The sequence below is a fragment of the Actinomycetospora sp. NBRC 106378 genome, from assembly GCF_030269685.1.
Lineage (GTDB): Bacteria > Actinomycetota > Actinomycetes > Mycobacteriales > Pseudonocardiaceae > Actinomycetospora.
In genome coordinates, this window is record NZ_BSTT01000002.1 from 272,405 (window position 1) to 298,526 (window position 26,122).

At 73.7% G+C, this 26,122-nt stretch carries 27 protein-coding genes; 14 read left to right on the plus strand and 13 right to left on the minus strand.

The genetic code is table 11. The features are described from left to right. Positions 1-62: 62 nt before the first annotated feature. From QSK00_RS05635 to QSK00_RS05645, 3 genes are all read right to left on the minus strand, one after another. Positions 63-350 carry a hypothetical protein gene (locus QSK00_RS05635; protein ID WP_285588453.1) on the minus strand — a complete coding sequence of 96 codons (288 nt, stop codon included), beginning with the start codon at positions 348-350 and terminating at the stop codon, positions 63-65. 72 nt (positions 351-422) lie between these two features. Continuing rightward, entirely contained in the window at positions 423-2,075 is a 1,653-nt protein-coding gene (locus tag QSK00_RS05640) for an MDR family MFS transporter (RefSeq protein ID WP_285588455.1), read from the minus strand. A 103-nt stretch (positions 2,076-2,178) separates the two neighbouring features. Further along, a complete protein-coding gene (locus QSK00_RS05645; protein WP_285588457.1) occupies positions 2,179-3,012 on the minus strand; it encodes a C40 family peptidase in 834 nt (277 codons plus the stop codon). 534 nt (positions 3,013-3,546) lie between these two features. Here QSK00_RS05645 and QSK00_RS05650 point away from each other — a divergent pair. From QSK00_RS05650 to QSK00_RS05685, 8 genes are all read left to right on the plus strand, one after another. Further along, positions 3,547-3,957, plus strand: coding sequence for a MarR family winged helix-turn-helix transcriptional regulator (locus tag QSK00_RS05650; protein WP_285588459.1), 411 nt, complete (start codon positions 3,547-3,549; stop codon positions 3,955-3,957). Beyond that, a complete protein-coding gene (locus QSK00_RS05655) occupies positions 3,954-5,321 on the plus strand; it encodes an MFS transporter (RefSeq protein ID WP_285588461.1) in 1,368 nt (455 codons plus the stop codon). Before QSK00_RS05650 ends, QSK00_RS05655 begins: the two co-directional genes overlap by 4 nt. Then, positions 5,318-5,899 (plus strand): isochorismatase family protein, encoded by a 582-nt coding sequence (locus QSK00_RS05660; RefSeq protein WP_285588463.1) that lies wholly within the window; start codon positions 5,318-5,320, stop codon positions 5,897-5,899. The genes QSK00_RS05655 and QSK00_RS05660 overlap by 4 nt, the downstream gene beginning before the upstream one ends. After that, on the plus strand, positions 5,896-6,348 hold the full coding sequence (locus tag QSK00_RS05665; RefSeq protein WP_285588464.1) for a GNAT family N-acetyltransferase: 453 nt from the start codon (positions 5,896-5,898) through the stop codon (positions 6,346-6,348). The genes QSK00_RS05660 and QSK00_RS05665 overlap by 4 nt, the downstream gene beginning before the upstream one ends. 9 nt (positions 6,349-6,357) lie before the next feature. Then, on the plus strand, positions 6,358-6,975 hold the full coding sequence (locus QSK00_RS05670) for a carboxymuconolactone decarboxylase family protein (RefSeq protein ID WP_285588465.1): 618 nt from the start codon (positions 6,358-6,360) through the stop codon (positions 6,973-6,975). Next, the gene (locus QSK00_RS05675) at positions 6,972-7,094 is read left to right on the plus strand and encodes a hypothetical protein (RefSeq protein WP_285588467.1); all 123 of its coding nucleotides are present in this window, start codon (positions 6,972-6,974) and stop codon (positions 7,092-7,094) included. The genes QSK00_RS05670 and QSK00_RS05675 overlap by 4 nt, the downstream gene beginning before the upstream one ends. Positions 7,095-7,135: 41 nt before the next feature. After that, entirely contained in the window at positions 7,136-7,369 is a 234-nt protein-coding gene (locus QSK00_RS05680; protein ID WP_285588468.1) for an MbtH family protein, read from the plus strand. A 74-nt stretch (positions 7,370-7,443) separates the two neighbouring features. Further along, complete coding sequence (locus QSK00_RS05685) at positions 7,444-8,694, plus strand: amidohydrolase family protein (protein WP_285588471.1); 1,251 nt, start codon at positions 7,444-7,446, stop codon at positions 8,692-8,694. Here the strand turns inward: QSK00_RS05685 and QSK00_RS05690 are convergent. The 4 genes from QSK00_RS05690 to QSK00_RS05705 all read right to left on the minus strand — a co-directional run bounded on the left by QSK00_RS05690 (position 8,691) and on the right by QSK00_RS05705 (position 11,155). Next, positions 8,691-9,053, minus strand: a complete 363-nt coding sequence (locus tag QSK00_RS05690; protein ID WP_285588472.1) for a hypothetical protein — start codon at positions 9,051-9,053, stop codon at positions 8,691-8,693. The genes QSK00_RS05685 and QSK00_RS05690 overlap by 4 nt on opposite strands. Before the next feature lie 77 nt (positions 9,054-9,130). Next, positions 9,131-9,763 (minus strand): acetate uptake transporter, encoded by a 633-nt coding sequence (locus QSK00_RS05695; RefSeq protein ID WP_285588474.1) that lies wholly within the window; start codon positions 9,761-9,763, stop codon positions 9,131-9,133. Positions 9,764-9,821: 58 nt separating this feature from the next. Then, positions 9,822-10,556: a hypothetical protein gene (locus QSK00_RS05700; RefSeq protein ID WP_285588476.1), complete on the minus strand. Its 735-nt coding sequence runs from the start codon at positions 10,554-10,556 to the stop codon at positions 9,822-9,824. An 89-nt stretch (positions 10,557-10,645) separates the two neighbouring features. After that, a complete protein-coding gene (locus QSK00_RS05705) occupies positions 10,646-11,155 on the minus strand; it encodes a mycothiol transferase (protein WP_285588478.1) in 510 nt (169 codons plus the stop codon). A 132-nt stretch (positions 11,156-11,287) separates the two neighbouring features. Between QSK00_RS05705 and QSK00_RS05710 the strand changes: the two genes are divergently transcribed. Next, positions 11,288-11,959, plus strand: coding sequence for a hypothetical protein (locus tag QSK00_RS05710; protein WP_285588480.1), 672 nt, complete (start codon positions 11,288-11,290; stop codon positions 11,957-11,959). A gap of 157 nt (positions 11,960-12,116) precedes the next feature. Further along, positions 12,117-13,229: a hypothetical protein gene (locus QSK00_RS05715; protein ID WP_285588482.1), complete on the plus strand. Its 1,113-nt coding sequence runs from the start codon at positions 12,117-12,119 to the stop codon at positions 13,227-13,229. Positions 13,230-13,262: 33 nt separating this feature from the next. Here the strand turns inward: QSK00_RS05715 and QSK00_RS05720 are convergent, their stop codons facing one another. From QSK00_RS05720 to QSK00_RS05730, 3 genes are all read right to left on the minus strand, one after another. After that, entirely contained in the window at positions 13,263-15,167 is a 1,905-nt protein-coding gene (locus QSK00_RS05720; RefSeq protein WP_285588485.1) for an HNH endonuclease signature motif containing protein, read from the minus strand. Between the two features lie 87 nt (positions 15,168-15,254). Continuing rightward, a complete protein-coding gene (locus QSK00_RS05725) occupies positions 15,255-15,842 on the minus strand; it encodes a hypothetical protein (protein WP_285588487.1) in 588 nt (195 codons plus the stop codon). Positions 15,843-15,920: 78 nt separating this feature from the next. Beyond that, entirely contained in the window at positions 15,921-16,607 is a 687-nt protein-coding gene (locus QSK00_RS05730) for an SGNH/GDSL hydrolase family protein (protein ID WP_285588489.1), read from the minus strand. Between the two features lie 316 nt (positions 16,608-16,923). Between QSK00_RS05730 and QSK00_RS05735 the strand changes: the two genes are divergently transcribed. The 3 genes from QSK00_RS05735 to QSK00_RS05745 are packed head-to-tail and all read left to right on the plus strand — an operon-like array spanning position 16,924 to position 20,119. Then, positions 16,924-17,877: a GDP-L-fucose synthase family protein gene (locus tag QSK00_RS05735; RefSeq protein WP_285588491.1), complete on the plus strand. Its 954-nt coding sequence runs from the start codon at positions 16,924-16,926 to the stop codon at positions 17,875-17,877. Next, complete coding sequence (gene gmd, locus QSK00_RS05740; protein ID WP_285588493.1) at positions 17,874-18,857, plus strand: GDP-mannose 4,6-dehydratase; 984 nt, start codon at positions 17,874-17,876, stop codon at positions 18,855-18,857. Before QSK00_RS05735 ends, gmd begins: the two co-directional genes overlap by 4 nt. Beyond that, positions 18,854-20,119 (plus strand): lipopolysaccharide biosynthesis protein, encoded by a 1,266-nt coding sequence (locus tag QSK00_RS05745; protein ID WP_285588495.1) that lies wholly within the window; start codon positions 18,854-18,856, stop codon positions 20,117-20,119. The genes gmd and QSK00_RS05745 overlap by 4 nt, the downstream gene beginning before the upstream one ends. Positions 20,120-20,313: 194 nt before the next feature. On the opposite strand, the gene QSK00_RS05750 is transcribed toward QSK00_RS05745, so the two are convergent. From QSK00_RS05750 to QSK00_RS05760, 3 genes are all read right to left on the minus strand, one after another. After that, positions 20,314-22,347, minus strand: a complete 2,034-nt coding sequence (locus tag QSK00_RS05750; protein ID WP_285588497.1) for a Wzz/FepE/Etk N-terminal domain-containing protein — start codon at positions 22,345-22,347, stop codon at positions 20,314-20,316. Then, on the minus strand, positions 22,344-23,675 hold the full coding sequence (locus tag QSK00_RS05755; protein WP_285588499.1) for a hypothetical protein: 1,332 nt from the start codon (positions 23,673-23,675) through the stop codon (positions 22,344-22,346). The genes QSK00_RS05750 and QSK00_RS05755 overlap by 4 nt, the downstream gene beginning before the upstream one ends. Positions 23,676-23,770: 95 nt before the next feature. Further along, positions 23,771-24,856 (minus strand): glycosyltransferase family protein, encoded by a 1,086-nt coding sequence (locus QSK00_RS05760; protein ID WP_285588500.1) that lies wholly within the window; start codon positions 24,854-24,856, stop codon positions 23,771-23,773. A 90-nt stretch (positions 24,857-24,946) separates the two neighbouring features. Here QSK00_RS05760 and QSK00_RS05765 point away from each other — a divergent pair, with 90 nt between their 5' ends. After that, positions 24,947-26,098: a glycosyltransferase gene (locus QSK00_RS05765; protein ID WP_285588501.1), complete on the plus strand. Its 1,152-nt coding sequence runs from the start codon at positions 24,947-24,949 to the stop codon at positions 26,096-26,098. Positions 26,099-26,122 lie beyond the last annotated feature (24 nt).

Below are 26,122 nucleotides of genomic sequence, written 5' to 3' on the forward strand. Positions count from 1 at the left end.
ACACGCAATCGAGCTTACGGCAGCGCTACGACGAACGGAGCAACAGCGATAACTCTTTCGGTCTACTCGCGATTGCGCCGCGCTTCGGCGCCGGTCTCCTCCGCGTACCCGGGGTCGTCGCCGGCGACCCGCCCGACGAACTCGTCGGTGTCCCCGGTCCCGGTCGTCGACATCTCGTCGCCGTGGGTCTCGTCGTCGGGGTGTTCGCCGCCGGTGGCCCGGCTGCTCGCCACCCGCGGGTCCTGCGGCACGTCCTGTTCCGACGGCTCGCCGGCCGCGGGCGGCCCGAGTGCGCCGTCCTCGCCCTTGATCGCATCGGCGGCTTTCGAGAGCGCGTCCTTGAGTCCCATGCTCCGGGGTGCCTCCGGCAGGTGAGCACTAATCCGTGTCAGGACACGGAAAAGTGCTCACCTGCGGAGCACCTAGTGGGCCATCGCCGGTCCGTCGGAGGGCGTCGGCTTCCCGTGTCGCAGCATCAGGGCGAGCGGGACGCCGAGCGCCGTCAGGATCGCGGTGACGTAGAGCAGGTCGTTCATGGCCGTGACGAACGAGAGGCTCTGCAGCCGGGAGTACATCTGGTACTCCATCATCATCCCGCTGGACCCGTCCGGCATCGAGGCCGTCCCGGTGCGGTCGGCGGACGCCTGGGCCTGCTGGATCGTCATCATCGCGGTCATGGCGGCCAGGCCGATCGCCGACGAGGCCCGCTGGACCAGCGTGTTCACGGCACTGCCGTTCTCCGAAAGGAACGACGGCAGGGAACCGAGCCCGCCCGTCATGATCGGCATCATCGCGAGGCCGATGCCCGCGGCGCGGGCGGCGAGCAACATCTCGAGGTGGCCGTGGGAGACGTCGATCGTCATCCCGGCGAGCTCCCACGTCGTCCAGGAGACGATCGCGAGGCCGAGCGCCGCGGGGATCCGCGCCCCGATCTTGTCGTAGATGAACCCGGCCGCGGGCATCACGAACGCCATCACGAGCGCCTGGGGCAGCAGGAGCAGACCGGTCTCGAACGCCCCCAGTCCCTGGTACTGCTGCAGGAACACCGGGATGTAGAAGAGCACGCCGAACAGGCCCATCGAGATGATCGCGATGAGCAGCAGCGAATTCGTGAACGGCCAGTGGGCGAACACCCGCAGGTCCAGCAGCGGCTCGTCGACCTCGAGCTCGATCACCACGAACAGCGCCAGCGCGAGGACGCCGACCGTCAGCAGGATCAGGGTCGGGTAGGACGTCCAGCCCCAGGTCGGCCCCTCGTGCAGAGCCAGCAGCATCGAGAAGAGCCCGACGGCGACGGCGAGGAACCCGGGGACGTCGAGCTTCTTGCCCGCCGTGCGGGAGAACGTGGGCAGGAAGAAGATCGCCGCGAGGACCCCGACCACGCCGATCGGCACGTTGATGAAGAAGATCAGCCGCCAGTTGACGTACTCGACGAGGTAGCCGCCGAGGGTCGGGCCGATCGCCGGCGCGAAGATGATGCCGAGGCCGTAGATGCCCATGGCCGCGCCGAGCTTGTCCTTCGGCACGATCTTGTACAGCGCCGCCAGGGCCACCACCGGGATCACGCCACCCGGGATGGCCTGCAGGATGCGGAAGGCGACGATCGAGTTGATGTCCCACGCGAACCCGCAGAGCGTCGAGAAGATCGCGAAGAACACCATCGCGATCGTGTAGACCCGCCCGAGTCCGTAGCGGATGCCCAACCAGGCGCTCGCCGGGACCACCACGCCCTCGCAGAGCGAGTACGCCGTCGACACCCACTGCATCTGGTCGGTGGTGGCGCCGAAGTCGTTCTGCATCGTCGTGATCGCGACGTTGACGATGCTGATGTCGAGGACCGACATGAACATGCCGGCGACCAGCACGAGCAGCGGGACGATCCAGGTGTTCCCGCCGGGCTTCCCCGCCGCCCGCCCCGTTCCCGACGACGGGTCGGGTCGGCTCGGGGTCGTCGGCTCCGGAGCTGACGCCGGACGGGCGGGGGGTGCTGCGGGCGCTGCGGTCGCCGTCGCGGCGGGCCGCGGCGCGTCCTCGACGAGCCCGGTCCGGGCGTCGAGGTCGGTGTCGGTCGACATGCCGCCTCCTGCGTCAGCGATCTCGTTCGGGGGCCACCCTTCGTGGTACCCGCTCCATCGCGAATGTGGCAGTGAGTGTCAGCAACTATCGACGAGAGCTACATCACCGGATGCGGCCGAACGAGTAGTCCCCGAACAGGTTGCCCAGCTTCACGGTCTGCCCGGTCTCGGGGGCGGTCCACATCTTGCCGCCGCCCGCGTAGATCGCGACGTGGTAGATGTCGCCGGGCGAGCCCATGAACACCAGGTCGCCGGGCTGGGCCTGGCTCTGGGAGATGTGCTGCGCGGCGTCGTACTGCTGCTGCGCGGTCCGCGGCAGGCTGATGCCCATCTTCCCGAACACGTACTTCGTCAGCCCGGAGCAGTCGAAGCCGCTCGGGGTGGTGCCGCCCCACTCGTAGGGGACGCCCTTGAACGCGGCGGCCTGCGACACGATGCGCTGGCCCAGCGAGCCCAGGCTCGCGGGCGCGGCCGCGGCGCTCTTCTTCGCCGCGGCGGCCTGCTTCTTCGCGGCCGCCTGCTGCTCGGCCTGCTGCTCGGCCTTGGCGGCGGCGGCCTTCTGGGCCGGGGACACCGTCTTCACGGCGGGCGCGGCGGCCGCGGGGGCGGCGGCCAGCGACACCGGTGTCACGGTGGCCTCGCGCGGGGCGGGCACGGCGGCGGCGTCGGAGGAGGAGACGGAGAGCAGGTTGGTACCGGTGCTCGCCACGTCGGCGTCGCCCAGCGACGGGAAGGTGCCCGTGGAGCCGGCGACGGCGGCCGCGCTCGCCGTGACGAGGGCGGCGGCGATGCCGGCGCGGGTGAGCGAACCCGTGGTGAGGGGACCGGACGCGGTGCGGGGCCCGCCGTGTCGGCGGCGCGCGGGGGCCGGGTCGAGCCCGATGGCGCCGAAGGGGGCGGTGAACGGGGCACCGGCGACGGCGGCGTGTCGTGCCATGGGGAGATCTCCTGGCCGGAGACGGTGGCTCGGGGTTCCACCGCTCCCGTCCTGCGGCCGCTCGGGAGGACTCCGGATCGCTGGGGATCGGTCCGGGGTCCGCACGCGGTCGTCCCTCGTCCTCCACCCGGGGAGCGGGCCACCGGGACGGGACGGTGACCCGGGCGGAGAGCGCGGTGGCCCGTCGGGTGACGAGCCGCCGTGACCGTACCGAGACCTTTCCGTGATCTACAGACCCCGTGCCTTCCGGCGCAGCGGACCGCTCGACGTCCGGTGGTCGCGCGAGGCGACCGTCCGGCGCGGAGGTGTCGACACCCGTCGTCGGGACGGGACGGCGATACCGCCGGGTGGAGCAGGAGGTCGGCGAACGGCGGCACCGCTTCCGGGGTCCGACGTCCCGCTCGGGACTTTCGTCCGGTTCCGTCGTCCGCGCCCGCTGGTCGGGCGGTGGCGCCGAGCGGTGAGGTGTACAGTTCGAGATGAACAGGTTGGACTGTGTTTCTCCGATCGGGGGCGGGTGTGGACGGATCGGCGGTGGACACGGCCCGGGCCGTGCGGGTGACGCTCGGCCGGCTGCGTCGGCGGCTGCGCGAGAACTACGACCGGGCGGAGCTGACGGCGTCGCAGCTCGGCGTGCTCACGCGGCTGGACCGCGAGGGCCCGGCCACCGTGAGCGACCTGGCCGCGGCCGAGGGGGTGCGGCCGCAGTCGATGGCGATGGCGGTCGGGGCCGTGATCGAGCGGGGCTTCGTACGCCGCGATCCCGATCCCGACGACGGGCGTCGTCAGGTGGCGTCGTTGACCCCGGCCGGGCGCGAGCTGTTGGCCACCTCGCGGGCGGCGGGCCAGGGATGGTTGGCGGGCGTGCTCGCCGAGCGGCTGACCGGAGAGGAGCGGGCGCGGGTCGTCGAGGCGATGGAGCTGCTCGAGAAGGTGATCGGATGACCGCGACCCGGACCGACACGTTCGACCGTCGCCTGCTCGCGCCGATGGTGCTCGGGTCGATCCTCAACCCGGTCAACTCCACGCTGATCGCGGTGGCGCTCGTGCCGATCGGGATCGCGCTGGGGGCGTCGGCCTCGCAGACGGCGTGGCTGGTGTCCGGGCTGTACCTGGCGACGGCCGTCGGGCAGCCCGTGACCGGGCGGCTCGTCGACCTCTACGGTCCCCGACCGCTCTACCTCGTGGGGACCGCGCTCGTCGGGCTCGGCGGCCTGCTCGGGCTGCTCGCGCCCGACATCGGGACGCTCGTTGCGGCTCGCGTCGTGATCGGGCTCGGCACCTGCGCGGGCTATCCGGCGGCGATGGCCCTCGTGCGTCGCGAGGCGGAGCGGACGGGGCAGGACAGCCCGGAGACGGTGCTCACCGTGCTCTCGGTGGCGACGCAGACGATCGCGGTGGTCGGGCCGACGCTGGGCGGCCTGCTGATCGGGCTCGGCGGGTGGCGGTCCACGTTCGCGGTCAACCTGCCGCTCGCCGTGCTCGCCCTGGCGGTGGGTTGGTGGCGGCTGCCGCGCGGCGCGGGGGAGCGGTCCACGCAGGAGCGGGTGGTCTCGCTGGTCGACCCGGCGGGCATCGCCCTGTTCACCGTCACGCTGGTGTCGCTGCTGCTCGTGCTGGAACGCCCGGCGCTGTGGCCGCTCGCGGGTGTCACGGTCGTCGCCGCCGGGGCGCTCGGGTGGTGGGAACGGCGTGCCGCCCACCCGTTCCTCGACGTCCGGGTGCTCGCGGGCAACGGCCCGCTGCTGCTGACCTTCCTGCGTGCCCTGCTCGGCGCCACCGTCTCCTACGCGATCCTCTACGGGTACACGCAGTGGCTCGAGCAGGGCCGCGGGCTGTCGGCCTCCGGCGCCGGTCTCGCGCTGCTGCCGATCTTCCTGGGCGGCATCGGGGTCGCGGCGCTCACCGGTCGGCGCCGGGAGATCCGCGGGAAGCTGCTGGTGGGGTCGGCGGCGCAGATCCTCGTCGCGGTCCTGCTGCTGTTCCTCGGCTCGACGAGCCCGATCTGGCTCATCGTCGTCGTCGCCCTCGTCGCGGGGGTGCCGCAGGGCCTGAACAACCTCGCGATCCAGAACGCCGTCTACCGCCAGGCCGACCCGGAGCGCACCGCCTCCTCCGCCGGCCTCATGCGGACCTTCTTCTACCTCGGTGCCATTGCAGCCGGCACCACCGGCGGGTTCGCCTTCTCCGCCGACGGGGCCACGACGGCCGGGCTCCACGTCCTCGCGGTCGTGATGCTCGTGGCGTCCGGCCTCTTCCTGCTCGTCACGATCCTCGACCGCTCCCTCGCCCGGCTGGAGGCCGCATGACCCTGACCACCGTCGACCCCGTCGCCGCGCTCGTGGTGATCGACCTGCAGGAGGGCCTGCGGGCGGCACCGACCGTGCCGTCCCCGCCCGACGACATCGTGGCGCGGACCGCCGCGCTCGCCCGCGCGTTCCGCGACCGCGGCTCGCCCGTGCTGCTCGTGCGGGTGACCGTCGACGGCGCCGGCTTCAGCCCCGGCCGCACCGACGCGGGACACCGCGGCACCGGGACCCGGCCCGAGGGCTGGGACGAGGTCGTCGCCGAGCTCGCCGACCTCGGCGACGCCGTGATCACGAAGCGGAACCCGGGCGCCTTCGTCGGTACCGACCTCGACGTCCAGCTCCGCCGGCGCGGCGTGACCCAGGTCGTGCTCACCGGCATCTCCACCTCGATGGGCGTGGAGAGCACCGCCCGCGCCGCGTTCGACCTGGGCTACCACGTCGTGCTCGTCACCGACGCCGTGGGCGACCTGGACGAGGCGTCGCACCGGCACGTGGTCGAGCGCGTGTTCCCGCGGATCGGCGAGACCACGACGACCGACGAGGCGCTCGCGATGCTGGGTCTACCGTCGGGCCGATGAGCGAGACCAGCACCGTCGCGATCGAGATCGTCGAGCGCATCGACGACGACCTGCTCGACGCGATCCGGCACCTCCTGCCCCAGCTCTCGCGGTCGGCGACCTTCGACGAGCAGACGATCGCGTGGGTGGTGCAGCACGAGGCGTGCACGCTGTTCACCGCCGCCGTCGACGACGTGGTGGTGGGCGCGCTGACGCTGGTCATGTACCCGCTGCCGACCGGTCTGCGGGCCCACGTCGACGACGTGGTGGTCGACGACGTGGCACGCGGCCGCGGCGTCGGCGAGGCGCTGGTCCGCGCGGCGCTCGACCGCGCGGTGGAGGTCGGCGCCCGCACCGTCGACCTGACCTCGCGGCCCTCGCGGGAGGCGGCGATCCGGCTCTACGAGCGGTGCGGCTTCGTCCGCCGTGACTCCACCCTCTTCCGGTGGACACCGCCCGAGGCGGGGTAACCCGACGTCGTGACCGATCTCCCCGCGGCGGACGCGAAGAACTGGGGCGGGCGACTGCCCCGCAACGAGTCGCTCGACCTCGACGACGACCAGCAGGCCGCCGCCGAGCGGATCCACCAGCGCCAACAGCGCTGGGCCGAGAAGTCCGGCTTCGCCGCGACCGACGACCAGGGCGGCCTCATCGGACCGTTCAACTCCTTCGTGCTGCGGCCGGGCCAAAGCGCTGGGTTCAACCAGTGGGTCGCGAACGACCAGCGGAACTCCTCGCTCCCGGCGCCGATCCGGGAGGTCGTGATCCTCACCGTCGGCGTCGCGTGGGACGCCGCGTACGAGATCTACGCGCACGTGGCCGTCGCCCGGTCGGTCGGGCTCTCCGAGACCGTGATCGAGGGCCTGCGCACCGGGTCGACCGAGGGCTTCACCGGCGAGGAGCTCGCCGCCCACCGGTTCACCGCCGAGCTCGTCCGCGAGCACCGGGTGGCCGACGCGACCTACGCCGCGGCCGAGGCCGCGTTCGGCCGCGACGGCGTCCTCGACATGGTGCACCTCGCGGGCATGTACCTGGCCACCTCGGCCCTGCTCAACGCCTTCGAGGTGCCGGCCCCGGAGATCCCGCCGGCGCCGTGAGCGACCTGTACGCGCCGCCGCGCCCGCTGCCGTCCATGGCCGACACGCACCCGGAGGCCTTCCGTCGGCTGACCGGCGAGCCCGACTTCCTGCTGCTCGGCGCCCGGCGTCTGGGTTAGGGTGCCCTTACCATTCGCGGTGCTCCAGGAGGTCGACCCGCATGACCAATCCGTTCGACGACGAGAACGGCCGCTTCCGGGTGCTGGTGAACGCCGAGGACCAGCACAGCCTGTGGCCGGTGTTCGCCGAGGTGCCGAGCGGCTGGACGGTCGTGTTCGGTGACGGGCCGGACGGGGCGGCCCGCTCCGAGTGCGTCGACTACGTCGAGGAGCACTGGACCGACCTGCGCCCCCGGAGCCTGCGCGAGCGCCTGGCGGCCGACGCGGCGGGCTGAGCGGAGCCGACCCGTCGTCGGGAAGGCCCTTCGGAGGCTTCCGGCGGCGGGGCGCCACCGGCAGACTCGCACCGGTGGGGACGACCATCGTGGGCGCGCGCGTGTTCGACGGGGAACGGTCGCTCGGGCCGGCCACGGTGGTGGTCGACGACGCGGGGACGATCGGGTCCGTCGAACCGGGGGAGCGGGCGCCGGTCGACGGCGAGGTGGACGCCCGGGGCGCCACGCTGCTGCCGGGGTTGATCGACGCGCACGTCCACCTGCGCGGCGCGGGGAACCTCGGCCAGGACCTGCGGCACGGGGTGACGACCGTGCTCGACATGTTCTCCGCCCCGCCGCAGTTCACCGCCATGCTGCGGCGGCGGGCCGGGTCGCGGGACGACGAGGCCGACCTGCGGAGCTCCGGTCTGATGGCCGGTGCGGTCGACGGCTGGCCCGCCGTGATGCTGCCGCCCGACCCGACCGGCTGGCGCATGCCCGGGCTCGCGGGGCCGGACGACGCCGAGCGCTTCGTGGCCGACCGGGAACGCGAGGGTTCGGACTACCTCAAGGTCTTCGTGGAGAACGCCGCCGACGTCTCGCGGCCCACGCTGTCGCCGGAGACGGTGGCGGCGGTGTGCGGGGCCGCGCGTCGGCGGGGACTGCTGACCGTCGCGCACGCCCCGACGCGCTGGGCCTTCGCCACCGCCCGCGCCGCCGGGGTCGACGTGCTCACCCACCTGCCGCTCGACGGGCCGGTCGAGGCGGCGGCCGACCTCGCGGTGGTGCCGACGCTGACGATGATGGCGGCGCTGAGTTCGCAGGATTCGCTCCGTGACCTGCTCGCCGACCCCCGCCTCACGGCGCGGCTGCCGGGCGAGGTGGTCGCCGGACTCGAGGCGGGGGACCGGGGCGGCCTGCCGACCTCGTCCGCCGCCGGTGCCTCCTACACGCACGCCGAGGACAACCTCGCCCGGCTGCTCGAGGCGGGCGCGACGATCGTGGCCGGCACCGACGCGAACGACGTCCCGGGGCGTCCGGCCGCCGTGCTGCACGGCGCGTCGATGCACCTCGAGCTCGAACTGCTGGTGCGCGCGGGGATGACGTCCGCGGACGCGCTGGCCGCGGCGACCTCCCGGGCCGCGGACGTCTTCGGGCTCGCCGACCGCGGGCGCATCACCGCGGGACGACGGGCCGACCTGCTCCTCGTCGGCGGCGACCCACTGGCGGACATCACGGCGACCCGCGAGCTGCGCACGGTGTGGCGCGGCGGGACCGCGCACGACCTGTCGTCACCACGCCCCGCGCCCGGCCGGGACGTGGTGGGTCCCGCGCGACGTCGTTAGGACGACTCCGCGTCGCCGAACACCAGCGTCGCCTCGCCGTCACGGACGGCGGTGACGCGGTAGGTGACGTCGTTCAGGGTGTTCGACCCGCCGGGTCCCGACGTGATCCGGGAACCGTCGGCGGTCGTCGTGACGGTGTCCGGTCCGACGTCGGTGACGGTCACGGAGCCGGCGTCACCGAGGTCGACGACGGTGCCCGGCGTGGCGGTGACGGTGCACTGCGCGTCGGGACACTCGACGGTGCGCGTGCCGCTCGGCTCGTTCCCGACGGCGGGTGCGGACTCGGCCGCGCAGGCCGTGCCGCCCAGGCCGACCAGACCCGTCGTCAGGAACAGGGCGAGACGTGGCAGGACCCCCATGGCGGCGGAGTCTCGCAGCCGGGGTGGCACCGGGCGGGAACCGACCCGCCCGGTGCCACCAGTGGGTGACCGGTCGATCAACGAGGCCCGGTCGGCAGGACCTGACGGCCCCAGGTGGCGTTCGTGACCACCGCGAACGAGGCGTACCAGGCCGCCAGCGCGGTGAGGATGCCGAGGTAGCCGCCGATGGTCGCGATGCCGTCGGTGCCGGTGAGGTCCCCGATCGCGAGCAGCAGGAACGTCAGGAACAGCAGCACGAAGACGGCGATGAGGGCGCCGGTGGTGCGCAGCGAGGCGATGGCCATGTAGCCGGTGAAGATCGCCCAGCCGAGGAGGAAGAGCCCGGCGCCGGTCGTGGCCTGGCCCGTCGGCAGGCCCGGCTCGACGAACTTGACGAAGGCTGCGAAGGCGAGCCAGAACGCGCCGTAGGAGACGAACGCGGTGGCGCCGAACGTGTTGGCCTTGCGGAACTCGAAGAGCCCGGCGATCAGCTGCGCGAGCCCGCCGTAGAACAGGGCCAGCGGCAGGACGGTCGACTCCAGCGCCTCCGGGGCCAGTCCGGCGTTGAACAGACTGAGCAGGAACGTGGTCAGCGCGAACGCCGCGAGCCCGAGCGGGCCCGGGTCGGCGAAGCTCCGGGTCGGATCGGCGGCGTGCTCGTCCATCGTGGACGCATGCACTGCACCGCGGCTCTCACTGGTCGTGGACATGGTGGTCCTCCCCGTCGACATGATCGAACGGCCCCCGAGTTCCACCAGGAGTGCTGTTTCAATCACATTTCGCGAGGTTACTTGGCTGAACCGTGCGAGCTCGGACGAACAGGACAGTACGATGCGCGGCCACTCCTGCGAGCGTCGCCGTGACGGCCGCGGCCGGCAACGGGTCGACGCCCGTCCGGACGGCGAGCACCGTCGTCAGCAGGGCCATCGCGGCGGCCGCGACGAACGGGCTCACGACGCCGGGTCGGGCCGTCCAGCACGCCCACGCCGCGATCCCGGCGGTGACGACGGCGACCACCGCGGGCGTCGCGACGTCCGCGCCGGCGCGGGGGAGACCGGCGAGGAGCGTCAGCCCGTGGGCGGCGAGCAGGACCGCGGCCGCGACGACCGCCGCGCGCTCGAGGTCGGGGGTGACGACGACGGGTCGGTGCGCGACGAGCACCGCGGCCGCGGCGCTCGCGCCGACCGGGACCACGACGAGCAGCGCCGCCGGGGCGGGGAGGCCGGGACCGACGGCGCCCGTCAGCGTGGCGGCCACGGCGACGGCGGCGCCCAGCACCGTGAGCGCCGGGCCCTCCGGGCGGCCGGTGACCAGCGCCGCCGCCGCGAGGGTCAGCACGCCGGGCACCACGAGGGCGGCCACCCCGACGACGAGCGCGGCGGCACCCGTCGTCGGTACCGCGAGCAGGAGCAACGCGCCCGTCCCCAGCACGAGCAGTGCGGGTACGAGCGAGCAGGCGGCGAGCAGGGCGCAGGCCGCGCCGAGGGGCCGGGTGAGCGACAAGGGGACCTCCGCGATGGTGCGACCATCCGGAGCATCGGCGGTACGGCTGAACGAGTGACACCACCGCCGAGGGTTCGCTCGATCGGGTGTCAGGCGCGGCGGGCGATCCCCGCGACGAAGGCGGCCTGGCCGGCGTGCTGGATGTCGTCGTCCACGACGCTGATGATGCGCACGCCGCGGGTCACGGGCGGGTCCCAGGCGTCGTCGATGACCTCGTCGAGGTCGTCGTCGGAGAGGGAGCGCAGGTAGTCGACGGTGCGGTCGTGCACGGCGTCGTGGTAGTCGACGAGCATGGCCGGGTCGGTCACGTGGACGGCCGCGACCTGCTCGGAGGTGTGGCCGTAGCCGATCGACGCCGGGTCGAGGTCGAACCCGAAGGCGTCGGCCCAGCCCTGCGAGGTGTAGACCTGCTGGTGCCCGGCGAGGTCGGCGATGTGGTCGTCCTGCACGCGGGTGAGGTGCCAGACGAGCCAGCCGACCGGGTTCGCGTCGCCGTCGAGACGCAGGTTGAGGGCACGTTCGTCGAGGCCCTCCACCGCGCGGTGCACGTCGGAGCGGACCCGGCCGAAGGCGTCCACGAGGACGTCGGAGCTGTTCACGCCCCCGGTGTACCCCCGCTGTCCAGCCGGATCCACACATCGAGTGGACCCCTCCCCGGCCCCGCGCGTCCCGGTAACGACGCTCCGGCCCAGCCCCGAGTCCTGCCCGTGCGGCGACGAGAGGGGTTGGCCATGGGGACGCGGCGACGGGCGGCGGGCGTGCTGGCGGGGTTGGTGCTCGGCGGGGCGACGGTCGGGATCGGGGTGGCCCACGCCGACGACATCGTCTGGGGCTGCCCCTCCGGCTACACGCTCAGCGGGACGAGCTGCCGCGCGGCGGACGGGGCGACCATCGCGGCGCTCGGCCTCCTCCCGGGCGACGTCGACCCGGACACAGGGGAGGTCCTGCTGCCGATCGTCACGAATCCGGACCCGACCACCGACCCGACCACCGACCCGACCACCACCGCGACGACGACGCCCCCTGCCACCACGACGACGGCGCCGCCGGTCGCCAGCACGACGACGGCGCCGCCGGTCACGAGCACGACGACGGCGCCGCCGGTCACGAGCACGACGACGGCGCCGCCGGTCACCAGCACCACGGCGCCGCCGGCTCCGGCGTCCACGGGCGTGCCGCCCGTGCTGCCCTGTCCGCGGCCGGTGGCGGCACCCGCCGTCGGGAACGACGTCGTCCGGACAGCGGCAGCGGTGGAAGCGGCCAAGGTCCGCCTGGCGACGGACGTGCGTCGCGGTGCCGCGCCGGAGGTGGTCCGGGCCGATGCCCAGGCCCTCGCGTCGGCGATCCGCGGTCACGCCGCCGCCCTCACCGTGCAGCGGCTGCAGGGCATCTGTCCGCGCTGACGGACCCCGGCCGGCCGGCGCAGCACCTGTGGCCAGGGGTGACGACCGGATAACGAAGGGTCACCGGATGAGGCGTCACCTGACGACCCGGGCTGGCCCGTAGCCCGTTCGGGCCAGTGAGATGGCCTCTCGTGGGGACGTCGAGGAGACCGGGTCGATGAGCACGCTGTCGGAGTCGCCGACCGCAGCCCTCGGCCCTGCGGAGCCCGCCCGTCGGGTGCCGTGGTGGGTCGAGGCGCTCGGCCTGCTGCTCGCGCCCGGGGTCGTGGCACTGGTGCTGCGGTTCGGGCAGGTGCCGCCGGCGTCCGGTGACGTCGGACTGCGCTACGTCCTCGCGCTGGTCGCGACGGTGCCCGCCTACCTCTGGCTGCGCCGACGTTCGCTCGCGGCCGGGGCGCTCGCCGTCGCGGTGGTCCTGAGCTCGCCCGTCGTCCATACGGCCTGGGACTCAGACCGATCCGACCGGATGGCCCTCGCCTTCCTGCTCGCGGGGCTCCCGCTGCTCGGGTTCTGGACGACGGGGGTGCGCCGCCTGCTGATGCGCGGCCTCGCCGGGGTGTTCCTCGGGCTGGCCGCGCACGCCGAGCCGACCGCGGCGCCGCTCGTGGTCGGGGCGCTCGTCGCGCTGGCGGCGAGCGCGTACTCGCGGCACACCGGGATACGTCGTGCCCGGGTCCGACGGGTGTCGGTCGAGCTCGTCGCCGTGATCGGCGGACTGGTGCTCACGACGCTGCTGCTCGACGGACGGCCCGACACCCTCGCCCCGGCCTTCGATCAGGTGCGGTACCCGAAGGACGGCCGCCCGTGGTCGCCGTCGGCCACCTCCCTCCTGGTGCCACCCGCCGTCGTGCTCGCGTGGGCGTGGCTCTGCCGTCGGCGCCGGTGGCTGCTGGGGGAGTGGCCGCGACGCGGCGACGCCGTCGTGGTGCTCGGCAGCGGGCTGGGTTACCTCGCGTTCCTCGCGGTCCGGGCCGCCGACGGGTCCACGTCGATGGACGCCTTCGCCCTCTCGCTGCTCTGGGCCGGGACCTGCCTGACGACGGCGCTGCTCCTGTCGACGTTGTCGTCCTCCTGGTGGCCGGTCGCTGCGGTGCTCGGCCTCGGTGCGCTGCAGGTCAGGATCGGCGCACTGCGCTTCGAGCTGCTGCCGGGCGGGCTGGCGCTCGCGCTCGTGGTGGTCGTCGCGGCCGCCGTGATGGGCAGCCCACGCCGACGGTCGATGCCGATGCTGGTCGTGACGATCGGGCTGGCCCTGCTCACGACAGGCTGACCGAGCGGCGTCGTCTCGGGCGGCGGACGCGGTCTACGCGAGCGTCCAGGGACGGTTGTGGCGGAGTGTTCGGGTGGGGTCGAGCCAGTGCGGTGGTCGGAACCAGGGCATGTGGTCGACCATGATCACTTCCCAGCCGCTGTGGTGGACCAGGTCGTGGTGATACCGGCACAGGCACACGAGGTTGTCGGGTTCGGTGTCGCCGTCGTGGGCCCAGTGCTGGATGTGGTGGATCTGGGCGGTGCGGGCGCGGCGGCGGCAGCCGGGGAACGCGCAGTGCCGATCCCGGACGGTGACGGCGCGGCCGGTGGCGGTGGGGATCGATCGGGTCTTGCGGCCGACGTCGAGGACCTCGCCTTTCGAGCCGAGCACGATGGGGATGATGTCGGCGTCGCAGGCCAGGCGCCGGGCGGTGTCGGGGCGGATGAAGGTGGAGTCGCCGAGCAGCGCGAGCGCGGTGCTGGTGTCGGTGAGTTGTTGGCGCAGCGTCTTGTAGTCCAGGGTGACGGTGAGGGTGACCCGTTCCCGCCCGGGCAGGGCCATGCTCGCCGGGTCCGGCGGAGACCACGGCGTGTGTGGGGGTGGTCCGGGCGGCGGAGCGGCTGCCCCGGGGTCTGGTGGTGGCTCCCCGGTGTCGCTGCCGGTGTCGCTGCCGGTGTCGCCGGCCTCGCGGTGGCTGTCGGTCCGGTCGTCGGACTCGTCGGGTGGGCCGGGGCCGAACCGCGGCGGCTCCTCGGTGGCTGAGGCCGTGTCCTCGGCGTCGGCCAGGTCGGCCGTCGGGCCTTCTTCGTCGTGGTCGGCGGGTCCTTCGGGGGTGCCGTTGCCGGGGAGGTCCGCGTCGGTGGCCCAGGGCGCGGCGGTGTCGTCCTCGTTGTCGAGGTCCGGGAGCGGCATGGAGGCGGTAGGGCTACCTGGGGCCTGCTCGTCCTCGGTGTGGTCCAGCCCAGCCCGGTGGGAGGCGGCGAGCAGGTCGAGCAGCCCGCAGGCCTGCCGAGCGGGCTTGGTGTCCCGCGCCTCATCATCCGGGCACTGGCCACGCTCACCGTCCGGGCCGGTCGGGGCCTCACCGGTGTCCGGGTCCGCGACGGCGGCGGAGGCGGGCGGCGGGGTGGCGGCGCGGATCGCGTCGTCGAACAGCGCCACCCCGGCGGGGTCGCGCAGCACCAACTTCGCGTGCAGGTGCCCGTCGCGGCGTTTCGTGTAGTGCAGCTCGTTGCCGGCGGGGTGGTCGTCCTTCGGGGCGGCGCCATCGGGGTCGAGCCGGTCGGCGATCACCTTCGCCGCGGCGTACAGCCGCTTCGGGGAATGCGTCCCCGCCAACCCGGCGAGCTGCTCCTCGGCCACCGCCAGCGTCGACTCATCCAGGACCGGCACACGACGCAACCGGTCCATGACCTTCGCGATGACCTCGACGTGATCAGCATCGACCGTCCCCTCGTCCACCGCGGCTGCGGTCGCAGGCAGCGACGCGGGCGTCGTCGAGCCGGTCGGGGTGACGGTGTCGTGCAACGCCTCGGCGTGTCGGTCGAGTTTGGTCACGGTCGTGCGGTCGAGGCGGACGTGGTCCTCGAGCAGCGGCGACAACTTCCGATAGCCCGACTCGGCCAGCACGTCGCCGGCGCGGACGGCGGTGAACGCCCGGTACACCCGTGCCCCTGCCAGTCGCTGCGCCCGCACGGCGTCGGCCAGCTCGGCGAGCTCGGCCCGCGACCGCGCCGACAAGCCCTCCTCAGGCGGTGCCGCGTCAGACACTCCCGGGACGGCCCAGCCCGGTTCATCGTCCATCGGGCCGTCGGCCGCCGCGTCGAGCTCGGCCCACCACGCCACGGTCTCGTCGTCAGGAAGCTCGAACGCAGGCTCGTCAGGATCCTCGTCCCACGACGGCGGCGCGGGCAGCGGCAACCCCGTGTCGGGGTCCCACCCTGCCTCGATCGCCATGACTCCATGTTCGAACATGTGTTCGACAAGATCAAGCGGCAGATGGAGCAACTTCGAGCCGACCGGACCCGCCGTCGGGAACGGGGGCTACGCCACCCCGAGCCGACGGCGCGTGGCCCGCCGGACGAAGCCCGTCGCCCCGACGACCGCGAGGCCGAGCTCGACACCGCCGAGCACCAGCACGCCCGATCCCGGGCCGCTGATGTTCTCGGAGAGCCGGGGGTGCAGCGCGCCCGCGCCCTGCGCGCCGGCGACGAGGGCGAGCGCGAGCGTCACCTGCATCCCGAGTGCAGCAGGGAAGGCCAGCCACGGCGTGAGGCGTTCGCGGCCGAGGACCAGGTCGACGACGGGGAGCAGCGTGAGGATCCCGAAAGCGATCAGCAGGAGGACGGCGGGTCCCTCGGCCACCGCGAGCGGGGTGATCGCGTCGCCACGGACGTCCCGGGCGATCGGCAGGAACATCCCGACGAGGCCGAGGAGGCACAGTCCGAAAGCGGCCCAGGGTCGGCTGGTCGGACCGCAGGTCACCAGCCACCAGCGGGCGCGCAGCCGGAGCCCGCGGGTGCCGGCGACGACGAACCGGTCGTGCGGGACGCGTTCGAGCGGCACGTGGGGCCGGCGATGGACGTCGTCGTCACTGGCGGACTCGTCGCGGGCGAACTCACCGGCCGGCATGGGACCTCCCGACGTGCACATTCTGGTCGGGCAGCGGCTACCCCGCGTTCTCGAAGATCACGCGGAACACACGCGTGCTCACACACCGAGACGGTCGAGGGCGGCCTGGAGGCGCCGGGCGTAGAGGGCGTGTCCGGCGTCGGTGGGGTGCACCCCGTCGGCGGCGATGAGGGGTCCGCCGTCGTACGCACCCGTGAACCAGTTCTCGGCCATCGGGTCCACGAAGGTCGCCCCCGCGTCGCGCGCGGCACTCGCGAGCGCGTCGCGGACGGCGAACGCCTTCGTCGACGTCCCCGCGTTCCAGAACGGTCCGACGACGACGATCCGGGTCCCGGGCAGCCGGGCGGTCAGTTCGCGGTAGAGCCGGTCGGCGGCGTTCCGGACGTGCTCGGGCGGCAGGCCGATGTCGTTACGCGACCCCTCGACGACGACGAGGCGCGGTCGGGCCGCGACGGCCCGTTCGAGCTGCGCGGCCTGGAACGGAGCGGCCGAGCCGGCGTTCACGTACCCGGTGCCTCCGATGGCCGTGTTCGTCACGAGCCAGTGCTCGGCCGTTTCGACGAGTGCGGTCCAGTTGGTGACACCCCGACCGCCGTACGGCGTGCCGGCGCTGATGCTGTCGCCGATCACCGCCACGGGGATGGAGTCCGTTGCTCCGACCACCTCCGTCGGCGGGGCGGGGAAGGGTGCGACGGCGGGTGCGGGCGCATCGCGGCTCACCGCGACTCCCATGACCGCGGCCACCACGGCGACGGCTGCGGCCACGAGCCACGTCAGGAGGCCCGAGCGCAGGTCAGGGCGAGGCAGGGTTCGACGGGAACGGGAACGACGAGGCACGGCGGGTCTCCCTCCGAATTGATCCGGGCACGGACGACCCGGTCGAGGAGGGGAATCGAGGCGTTCGCAACGGCCGTTACGCCACTCGGACTAGCGTGATGTCTTCGAGATGATCCGGTTCGGCCGCCTCGCACCGAGGGCCGGTGATCGCCCGGGCTCCGGAGGCGTTAGCCCAGGGAAGTGTGATCTGGTCCGGATGGCCTAGCCGTCGGACTTCCGGCCACTCTCCGCTACCTTCTCAGACATGAACGAGCTGGATCGTTCCGCGCGCGTGCTGGTGGCCGGTTCCGGGGGGCTGGTCGGTTCGGCGGTGGTGCGGGCGCTGGGGGCGGCGGGTTTCTCGGATGTGGTCGGGGCGCGGTCGGCGCAGGTGGATCTGCGGGATGCGGACGCCGCGCGGGAATTCGTGACGGCGGCGGCGCCGGCGGTGGTGGTGGACGCGGCCGCCCGGGTGGGCGGGATCGCGGCGAACAACGCGCGGCCGGTGGAGTTCCTGCACGACAACCTGCGGATCCAGGCGAATCTGTTGGACGCGGCGCATGTCGCCGGTGCTGACAGGTTCTTGTTCCTGGGGTCGTCGTGCATCTATCCGAAGTTCGCGGAGCAGCCGATCCGGGAGGATTCGCTGTTGACCGGGGCGTTGGAGCCGACCAACGACGCATATGCGATCGCGAAGATCGCGGGGATCATGGGTGTGCAGTCGTACCGTCGGGAGTACGACCGGCGGTGGATCTCGGCGATGCCGACGAATCTGTACGGGCCGGGCGACAATTTCGATCTCGAGTCGAGTCATGTGCTGCCGGCGTTGATCCGGAAGTTCCACGAGGCCACCGTCGCCGGTGAGCCGACGGTGACGGTCTGGGGGACCGGGACGCCGCGGCGGGAGTTCCTGCACGTCGATGACCTCGCGGCTGCCTGTGTGCACCTGTTGGAGGCCTACGACGATCCGGCGCCGGTGAACGTCGGGACCGGTGAGGACGTGACGATCGCGGAGCTGGCGTCGTTGGTGGCGGCGACCGTGGGGTTCACCGGGGAGATCGTGTACGACACCTCGCGGCCGGACGGGACGCCGCGCAAGGTGCTGGACGTCTCGAAGATCGCGGCGACGGGGTGGAAGCCCCGGATCGGGCTCGCCGAGGGCCTGGCCTCGACCTACCAGTGGTACCTGGACAACTACGTGCACGAGGGAGCTCGATGAAGCGGGCGCTGATCACGGGGATCACCGGTCAGGACGGGTCGTACCTGACCGAGCTGCTGCTGGCCAAGGGCTACGAGGTCCACGGCATCATCCGCCGGTCCAGCACCTTCAACACCGGCCGGATCGAACACCTCTACCAGGACCCGCACGACCCGGACCAGCGACTGGTCCTGCACTACGGCGACCTCACCGACTCCTCGCGTCTGGTGACGCTGATCGAGAAGGTCCGGCCCGACGAGGTGTATCACCTCGCCGCGCAGTCGCACGTGCGTGTGTCGTTCGACGAACCGGAGTACACCGGCAACACCACCGGCGTCGGCACCGCCCGGCTGCTCGAGGCGATCCGGATGGTGGGGATCGAGACCCGCTACTACCAGGCGAGCTCCTCGGAGATGTTCGGGGCGACGCCGCCGCCGCAGTCCGAGGAGACCCCGTTCTACCCGCGCTCCCCTTATGGGGCGGCGAAGGTCTACGGCTATTGGATGGCGCGGAACTACCGTGAGGCGCACGGGATGTTCGCCGTGAACGGGATCCTGTTCAACCACGAGTCCCCGCGGCGCGGGGAGACGTTCGTGACCCGCAAGATCGCCCGCGCCGCCGCCCGCATCGCGCAGGGCAAGGAGCAGTTCGTCTACCTGGGGAACCTGGACGCGGTCCGGGACTGGGGCTACGCCCCCGAGTACGTGGAGGGCATGTGGCGGATGCTGCAGGCCGACTCCGGTGATGACTACGTGCTGGCGACCGGGACGGCGACGACGGTGCGCGAGTGGGTCGAGTACTGCTTCGGGGCGGTGAACCTGGACTGGGAGTCCCATGTCCGGTTCGACGAGACCTACCTGCGCCCGACCGAGGTCGACGCCCTGATCGGTGACGCCACGAAGGCGGAGAAGGAACTGGGCTGGAAGGCGCAGACCATGCCCGACCAGCTCGCCCGCATCATGGTCGAGGCCGAGCTGAAGGACCTCGACGTCGCCCGATGAAGGGCGGACTGGCGCTCTTCCTGGGGCGCGTCGGGGGCGTGGCGGGTGCGCTCGTCCTCGGGCAGGTCGTGCTCGGCCTGACCTTCGTGGTCGGCGCTCGCACGATGACGCCCGCGACGCTCGGGCTCATCGCGACGTGCGCCGCCATCGGTCAGGTCGCGGCGACCGTCGTCGACTTCGGACTGATCAACTACCTCGTCCGGGAGACCGCGTCGGGCCGGGTGACCAGCGCCCACGCCCGGGCCCTGACCGCGGCCAAACGGCCGTGGGCCCTGGCGGCGCTGCTCGTCGTCGGGGGCGCGTCGAGCGTCCTCTTCGCCCCGGACCCGGTCGCCGGGCTGCTGCTGACCTTCGTCGGCGCCGGGGTGTGGGAGGCCCAGAACGCGAACGGCCTGCTGCGGGCGCAGGAGCGGTTCGGGAAGGCCTCGACCGGCCAGATCCTGGGGCGCGTCGGGGGGCTGGTCGCGGTCGTCGTCCTCGCGCTGGTCGGCGCCGGTGACGCGTCGCTCGCGACCGCGATCCCGCTGTCGTTCGTGCTCGAGGCCGTCCTGGACCGGGTGTTCCTCGGCCGCGCCGGCACCCGTCGTCGGGAAGGCCGCGGGGAGATCGTCGCCGCGCACCGGGAGTCCGTCGGCTTCGGACTGGCGACCCTCGCCGTCTCGGCCCAGCAGCTCGACACCCCCTTGGCGACGGCGGGTGGCGGCGCCTACGAGGGTGGCCTCTACGCCGCGGGCGGCCGGTTGATCGGTCCGCTGAACTTCCTCGCGAACTCGGTCGGGCTGGTGGCCGGGCCGTGGCTCGCTCGGGCGGGGACGGACCCCGCGGCGCTGCGGGTCGAGGAGCGGCGGGTCCTGCGGGTGAGCGTGGCGCTGTGCGTCGCGCCGCTGCTCCTCGCCGTCGTCGGGCCGCCGCTGATCCCGCTGCTGCTCGGCGCGGAGTACGAGAGCTCCGGCACGGTGTTCGCCGTCCTGGCCGTCGGCGCGGTCATCGTGACCCTCAACCAACCGTTCGCCGTCATCCTGCAGAACCGGGGGCGGCCGCAGGTGGTCGCGGTGGGGATCGCGATCGGGCTCGGGGTCGGGCTCGTCGCGACCTTCGTCCTGGCGTCGCTGGGCGGCGCGGTGTGGGCGGCCGTGGGGTACGTGATCAGCCAGCTCGTGATCTTCGTGTTCCTCGGGCTCGGCGCGCGGCGGGTCCGCCGTGACGGGGTCATGGCAACGCCGACCGCCGGGGCGGCGAGCGAGGGGCCCGAGCCGAGCTGACCGTTCCCGTCGGCCGGGTCGAGTCGGGTCGGGTCGGGGCGCGAGGGTGACGTGGGGCAGGTCCGGACGGACTGGAACGTGCCTGGCGTGCGTCTCGCGACGGCGGGTGCGGCGGGTCTCGGGGCGAGAGTCACGTCAGGCAGCCTCGGTCGGGCTGGAGCCTGCCTGACGTGCGTCTCGGTGGCGGTGGACCGCTACGCCGACGTCGGGGTCGGGCGCACGGCGCGGCGACGGCGCCGACCGTTGGTGCTGTGGCCGTTGGTGCTGTGGCCGTTGGTGGCGTGCCCGTTGGTGGTGTGCCCGTTCGTGATCGGCTCGGGCTCCGGGGTGGTCTCGGCCATGGGGGTCGGCTCCGACCACGAGGACGTCGCCCGCCGCCGGCCGCGCCGCTTGGGCCCCGAGCCGTTCGTGACGACGGGTGCCTCCGGCTCCGGCTCGGCCGCTCGCGCCGCGGGAACGGACACCGGCTCGGAGCCGGTGCGGGCCGCCGGGACGACGGGGGAGGACGACCCGCGGGCCGGGATGCGCCCGGTGACGACGGTGTCCGCGGGCTCCGGCTCGGCCGCGACGGGCTTCTCGACGACGGGCTTCTCGACGACGGGCTTCTCGACGACGGGCTCGGCCTTCGGCTCAGCTGCCTGCGGCTGCGGCTGCGAATCCGGCTCGGGCTCCGGCGCAATCGGCGCCACGGACCCGGCCCGGGCTGCGGGCTCCGGGGCGGCAGGCTCCGGGGCAGCAGCCTCGGGCTTCGCCGCAGCAGGCTCGGGCTTCGCCGCAGCAGGCTCGGGCTTCGCCGTGGGATCCGGAGCGACGACCGGCGACGGGGCCGCCGACCTCGACCGCCCGGCCGGGAGGGCCCGGCGGGTCTCGACCGGGGAGGCCGGAACGTCGACGGCGAAGGTGAACACCGCGCCGAGGGCCACGGCATCCACCGTCCGGAGTCCGGCGGCCGCGACGTCGAGGTCCTCGGGGCGCGCGGACCCGCGGCGGGCGACCACCACGACGCCGTCGGCCAGGCGGGCCAGGTCCAGCGCGGCGGGGCTGCCGCTCAACGGCGAGGCGTCGAGCAGGACCCACGTGTACGTCGCCCGGAGCGCCGTCAGCACCTTCGCGCCGTCGGCCGACCCCCACACCTCGCCCGGCCGCTCCACGGCCGAGCCGGCGGTGAGGACGTCGAACGAGCCCGGCGCGAACCGCTGCACGCCGACGACCCCGCCCGTGGCCTTCCGCGCCCGCAGCGTGTCCGACAGGCCCGGCTCCTCCGGCAGCCCGAGGACGGTGGCGATCCCGGGGCGCTGCAGGTCGGCGTCCACCAGCACGACCGACTCACCGGCGAGGGCGAGCGCGACGGCGAGGTCGACCGCCACCGTCGTCGTGCCCTGCTCGGTCCGCACCCCGGTGAGCACGAGGCAGCGCCGGTCGCCGGCCCCCGCCACGACCGCGGTCCGCAGCCGCCGCACGGCCGCTGCCCGGTCGCGGGCCTGCGCGGCGGTCCGGCCCCGACGCCCGGCGGCCGGTTCCGCGAGCAGGGCGGGACGTTCCGGACGACGGCCGAGCGCGGGGACCGCGGCCAGCAGCGGGGCGTCGAGCCCTTCGGAGAGCATCTCGGCGGAGTCCACGGCCCGGCGCAGCGCCCGGCGACCGAGCGCGACGCCCGTCCCCAGCACCACCCCGGCGAGCAGACCGGCGGCCAGGAGCATCGTCGTGCCGGGGCCCGCCGGGTAGACCGGCAGCGTGGGCGGGTAGATCAGCTCGGTCGACACCACCGGCCGGTTCACGGCCTGACCGGTCGACTCGATGCTGTTGACCAGGCGGGTGAACGCCGTGGTCACGGCGGTACCGACCAGCTGCGCGTCCTCCGGCGTCGGCCGCGTGATGCCGACGTTGAGCACGACGGTCTCGGCCACGGCGTCCGCGCTCACCGAGTTCTGGATCTCGTCGGCGGTCGGGGTGCCCCCGAGCAGCGCCGAGGCGTCGGCCGCCACGCGCGGGCCGGTGATCAGCTCGGTGTAGGACTTCACGCGCTCGGTGGAGAGCTGCGCGCCCTGGTAGGACTCGGTGGAGCTCGACGCGGTCTGCTGGGCGGCCACGTAGAACACGGCGTTCGAGGTGTAGGTGCGCGGCAGCAGCAGCGCGACGGCCGCCGCGATCGCCACGCACACGACGACGATGCCGCCGATCAGCAGGCGGTCCTCACGCAACACGGTCCAGTACTCGCGGGCGTTCACGATGCGGCTCCACTGGGTTCGCGGATCCCGAGCCGGCGCTGCAGCCGGCGGGGAAGGAGGTGTCCGGGCGCTCGGCGCTCGGCGTCGGTCAGGTCGTCACAGGCCAGCGCCAGCGCGACGAGGATGAACACCCACGTCGAGGCGGCGGCGGGCTGGGAGAGCAGGAGGGTCGCGAACACGACGAACGCGACGGGGGCGGCGCGCCCGCGGGTGCCGGGAGCGGGACGGACGAGCAGCAGGGGCACGAGCAGGGCCGCGGTGACGAGCAGGACGAACGGCAGGCCGTTGACGGCGATGTCGGAGATCAGGTTGATCCCGGCCTGCTTCTCGGTGCCCTGCCCGCCGAAGGGCTTGCTGGTGATCGCCCGGACCCCGGCGGCGGTCGCGTCGGAGCGCTCGTCCAGCGAGGTCTCGTTGGAGGTCTGCTTGGCCTGCAGGCCCAGCACCGGTGCGTAGAGCGCCACCCAGGCCGCCCCGCCGATCGCGCCGAGGCCCCCGATCTGGCGGACGAAGCCGCCGAGCCCTATCCCGCCGCGCGGCATGAGGAACGCCTCGACGGCCAGGACGACGATGAACACGCCGAAGCCCGCCGTGGACAGCGTCCCGACCAGTCCGGCCAGGATCAGGCCCTTGACCAGCCACGACCGGTAGCCCACGGCCTCGGACAGGAACCAGCCGGCGGCGCAGTACATCGCCATCCAGCCGGACTCCCGCCCGATCCCGGTCAGCCGCGGCACGTCGGTGCCGAAGACCGCGGACGTCGAGTAGCTGATGGTGAACGGCAGGTACACCGGCTGCGGGCCGACGGTGCCGACCGGGATCATCCCGAGTTGGCCGGTGCCCACGCCCACCACCGCCCACCACAGCGCCGTGACCAGCCACGACGCCCCGATCAGGCAGAGCACCACCACGAACCCGCGCGCGACGGCGAGCCGGGCGCGCGGGTCGGAGAGCACGAGGACGGCCCCGACCAGCGAGCCGACGGTCAGCACGAAGTCCTGGAACTGGCTGCGGATGCGCAGGAGGTCGTCCACCCACACCGAGTGCAGGACGAGCCACACGTAGGCGGCCACCACCAGCGCGAGGAGCGCCGAGACGGCCCGCGCCGGGCGGGTCGGGGCGTGCTCCCGGCGCAGCATCGCCGCCACGCCCGCGGCGAGCGCCAACCCGCAGCCCGGCAGCGCGGTGTACTCCCCGAAGGTCCCCGGGCGCAGGAACGGGAGCGAGGCGAGCAGCAGCCCGGCGGGTACGGCGGCCGGGACGCGCGGGGTGGTGGCCGTGCCCCGCCGCCCGACGACGGTGGCCCGTGCACCCGAGGAGATGGTCACCCGTCGTCACCTCCCCGCGGCGTTCACGGACCGTCATCTTCCACCGAACAGCCTAACGAACGGGTGAAGGATCGCCTACTGCTGCGGGTGAATGGTCACAACACGTCGCCGAGCAGTCCTCGGATGAAGTCCTCGGTCCCCAGGCGGGCCTGGACGCGCCGAGCGGCGGCGACGCGGCGGGCGTGGGTGGACCGGAGCCGCCGCACCGCCTCCGCGACGCCGGGGGCCGCGTCCGGGCCGCCGACCTCCGCGACCTCCCCGATCCCCGTGCCGGTGACCATGCTCGACGCCCATCCGCGCGCCGGACCGAGCACCGGCACCCCGCGCGCGGCGGCCTCGGCGACGATGCCGCTCGGCGCGTCGTTGTCGTGCAGGACCGCCACCGCGTCGACCCCGGCCACGGCCGCGTCGAACTCCGCCTCGGGCAACAGGCGGTCGTCGACGTGCAGCCGGCCCTGCGCGCCGAGCGGGGACACGGCGAGGGCGGCGGTGACGTCGGCGTCGCACCGACCACCGACGACCAGGTGCACGTCCGGCACCTGCTCGAGGGCGGCCAGGAGCAGCGGCACGTTCTTGCGCGCACTGATCACGCCGAACACCCCGAGCCGGAAGGGTGCGTCGGGGTCGCGGGCCGGCGGCGACCCGGCGTCGGGAACGAGCACGGGGTCGCGCACCGGTTCGATGCCGGGGAAGCCGCGACGACGGACCACCACGCCGAACGCGTCGGTGAGGAAGCGGACCCGCATCCCGGGCAGGCGTGCGAGCACCCACGCCAGCGGGGGCTTGACCGCCATCCCCGGCGTGGTCCGCTCCGACCCGCCGGGCAGCACGGTGCGCATCAGCAGCAGCGACACCGCGGGCGGGGCGCCCACGCGGGCGAGTGCCGCGAGGAGCGGCGCGACGTTCTTGTCCCCGTCGGGCACGACGAGGTGTGCCCCGGCCTGCGCCGCGGCCGCGACGGCGGCCCGCACGGCCGCGAACCGGCCGGTCGGCACCTCGAGCACCTCGGCCGCCACGTCGGCGAGGTGTTCGGCGAACTCCGGCGAGGACCGCACGGCGGGCGGCACGAGCAGCAGCGGCGCCGGTCCGGAGGCACCCGCGGCGACGAGCAGGAGCCGGACGTAGCGGAGGCGGTGGCCGAGCGGGTCGAGCTCGAGCACGGCCACGCGTCGTCGAGACACCGATGACGCTCCGTCCGTTCGGCGCGCTGTCACAGCCACGTGAGCCACATCCTGCTGTCTGCGTCCCTCGGTTGAACCATACTCACCCGTGTGGCGCACACCGTAGGTCACGACGACGGGGACTCGGGCATGAAGATCGCGTGGCTCACGGACGCGCAGGCGCCCTACCGCGAACCGCTGTTCTGCGAGCTCGCGGACCGCTGTGAGTTCCGCGTCCACTTCCTGTTCGCCGAGGAACCCGAGCGCCACTTCCGCTTCCGGCCGCACCCCGGGTACCGCTCGGGGGTGCTCGCGTCGGTGCCGATCCCGCTGCCGCGCCCGGTCGCGCAGCGGCTCGACTCGTACCAGGCCGCGCTGCGGCCCGGCGTGACGCGGCGGGTGCTCGACGCCGCCGACGTCGTGGTGATCCCGACGTGGGCGCAGGTGGCGAGCGCCTGGACGATGCTGCGGGCGCACCGCCGCGGCGTGCCCTACGTGATCTTCTCGGAGTCGACCCTGGACTCCCGGCAGTTCGACCGCGGCCCGGTCGCGTGGCTGCGCCGGCGGCTGTTCACCCGCGCGGGCGCCGTCGTGGTCCCGGGCCCCTCCGCCCGCGACGCCGCGCTGCACACCGGCGTGGCGCGCGACCGCATCGTCGAGTCGGTCAACTCGATCGACCTCGAGGCGTTCGGCTCCCGGCCGCGGGACCTGCGTCGTCAGGCGGGGGAGACGACCGGGCCCGACGCCACGGCGCACCGCTTCGCCGTGGTCGGCCAGCTCATCCCGCGCAAGAACGTCCACACCCTGCTGGACGCCTTCTCCCGGCTCGACGGCGCGCCCACGCTCGACGTCGCCGGAGACGGCGTCGAGCGCGCGGCCCTGGAGGACCAGGCGCGGGCGCTCGGGGTGCTCGACCGGGTGCGCTTCCTCGGGTTCCTCGACGAGCCCGGCGTGGTCGAGGTGCTCGCCCGGGCGCAGACGCTCGTGCTGCCCTCCACCGAGGAGGTCTACGGCTTCACCGCGCTCGAGGCCCAGGTCGCCGGGCTGCAGGTGGTCGTGTCGGCCCGCGCGGGCATCGCGGAGAACCTCGCGGGCGTCGCGGGTGCCTGGGTGGTGGAGCCCGACGCCGAGCACCTGCTCGGTGGCCTGGAGGAGGCCCGACGGGCGTGGACCGGGTGGACCGAGGAGGTCCCGGCGGACGCGGCCTCGCCGAAGCGCAGCGCGGACGACGTGCTCGCCGCCGCGCAACGCGCCCTGCGCTGACCTCCCGGCCGCCCTCGTCCCCGA

What these genes read in the sequence shown, in the direction of transcription:
- QSK00_RS05635 (WP_285588453.1), bottom strand. Translation starts at nt 350, where the DNA reads ATGGGACTCAAGGACGCGCTCTCGAAAGCCGCCGATGCGATCAAGGGC.
- QSK00_RS05640 (WP_285588455.1), bottom strand. Translation starts at nt 2,075, where the DNA reads ATGTCGACCGACACCGACCTCGACGCCCGGACCGGGCTCGTCGAGGAC.
- QSK00_RS05645 (WP_285588457.1), bottom strand. Translation starts at nt 3,012, where the DNA reads ATGGCACGACACGCCGCCGTCGCCGGTGCCCCGTTCACCGCCCCCTTC.
- QSK00_RS05655 (WP_285588461.1), top strand. Translation starts at nt 3,954, where the DNA reads ATGACCGCGACCCGGACCGACACGTTCGACCGTCGCCTGCTCGCGCCG.
- QSK00_RS05660 (WP_285588463.1), top strand. Translation starts at nt 5,318, where the DNA reads ATGACCCTGACCACCGTCGACCCCGTCGCCGCGCTCGTGGTGATCGAC.
- QSK00_RS05665 (WP_285588464.1), top strand. Translation starts at nt 5,896, where the DNA reads ATGAGCGAGACCAGCACCGTCGCGATCGAGATCGTCGAGCGCATCGAC.
- QSK00_RS05680 (WP_285588468.1), top strand. Translation starts at nt 7,136, where the DNA reads ATGACCAATCCGTTCGACGACGAGAACGGCCGCTTCCGGGTGCTGGTG.
- QSK00_RS05690 (WP_285588472.1), bottom strand. Translation starts at nt 9,053, where the DNA reads ATGGGGGTCCTGCCACGTCTCGCCCTGTTCCTGACGACGGGTCTGGTC.
- QSK00_RS05695 (WP_285588474.1), bottom strand. Translation starts at nt 9,763, where the DNA reads ATGTCCACGACCAGTGAGAGCCGCGGTGCAGTGCATGCGTCCACGATG.
- QSK00_RS05710 (WP_285588480.1), top strand. Translation starts at nt 11,288, where the DNA reads ATGGGGACGCGGCGACGGGCGGCGGGCGTGCTGGCGGGGTTGGTGCTC.
- QSK00_RS05715 (WP_285588482.1), top strand. Translation starts at nt 12,117, where the DNA reads ATGAGCACGCTGTCGGAGTCGCCGACCGCAGCCCTCGGCCCTGCGGAG.
- QSK00_RS05720 (WP_285588485.1), bottom strand. Translation starts at nt 15,167, where the DNA reads ATGGCGATCGAGGCAGGGTGGGACCCCGACACGGGGTTGCCGCTGCCC.
- QSK00_RS05725 (WP_285588487.1), bottom strand. Translation starts at nt 15,842, where the DNA reads ATGCCGGCCGGTGAGTTCGCCCGCGACGAGTCCGCCAGTGACGACGAC.
- QSK00_RS05735 (WP_285588491.1), top strand. Translation starts at nt 16,924, where the DNA reads ATGAACGAGCTGGATCGTTCCGCGCGCGTGCTGGTGGCCGGTTCCGGG.
- gmd (WP_285588493.1), top strand. Translation starts at nt 17,874, where the DNA reads ATGAAGCGGGCGCTGATCACGGGGATCACCGGTCAGGACGGGTCGTAC.
- QSK00_RS05745 (WP_285588495.1), top strand. Translation starts at nt 18,854, where the DNA reads ATGAAGGGCGGACTGGCGCTCTTCCTGGGGCGCGTCGGGGGCGTGGCG.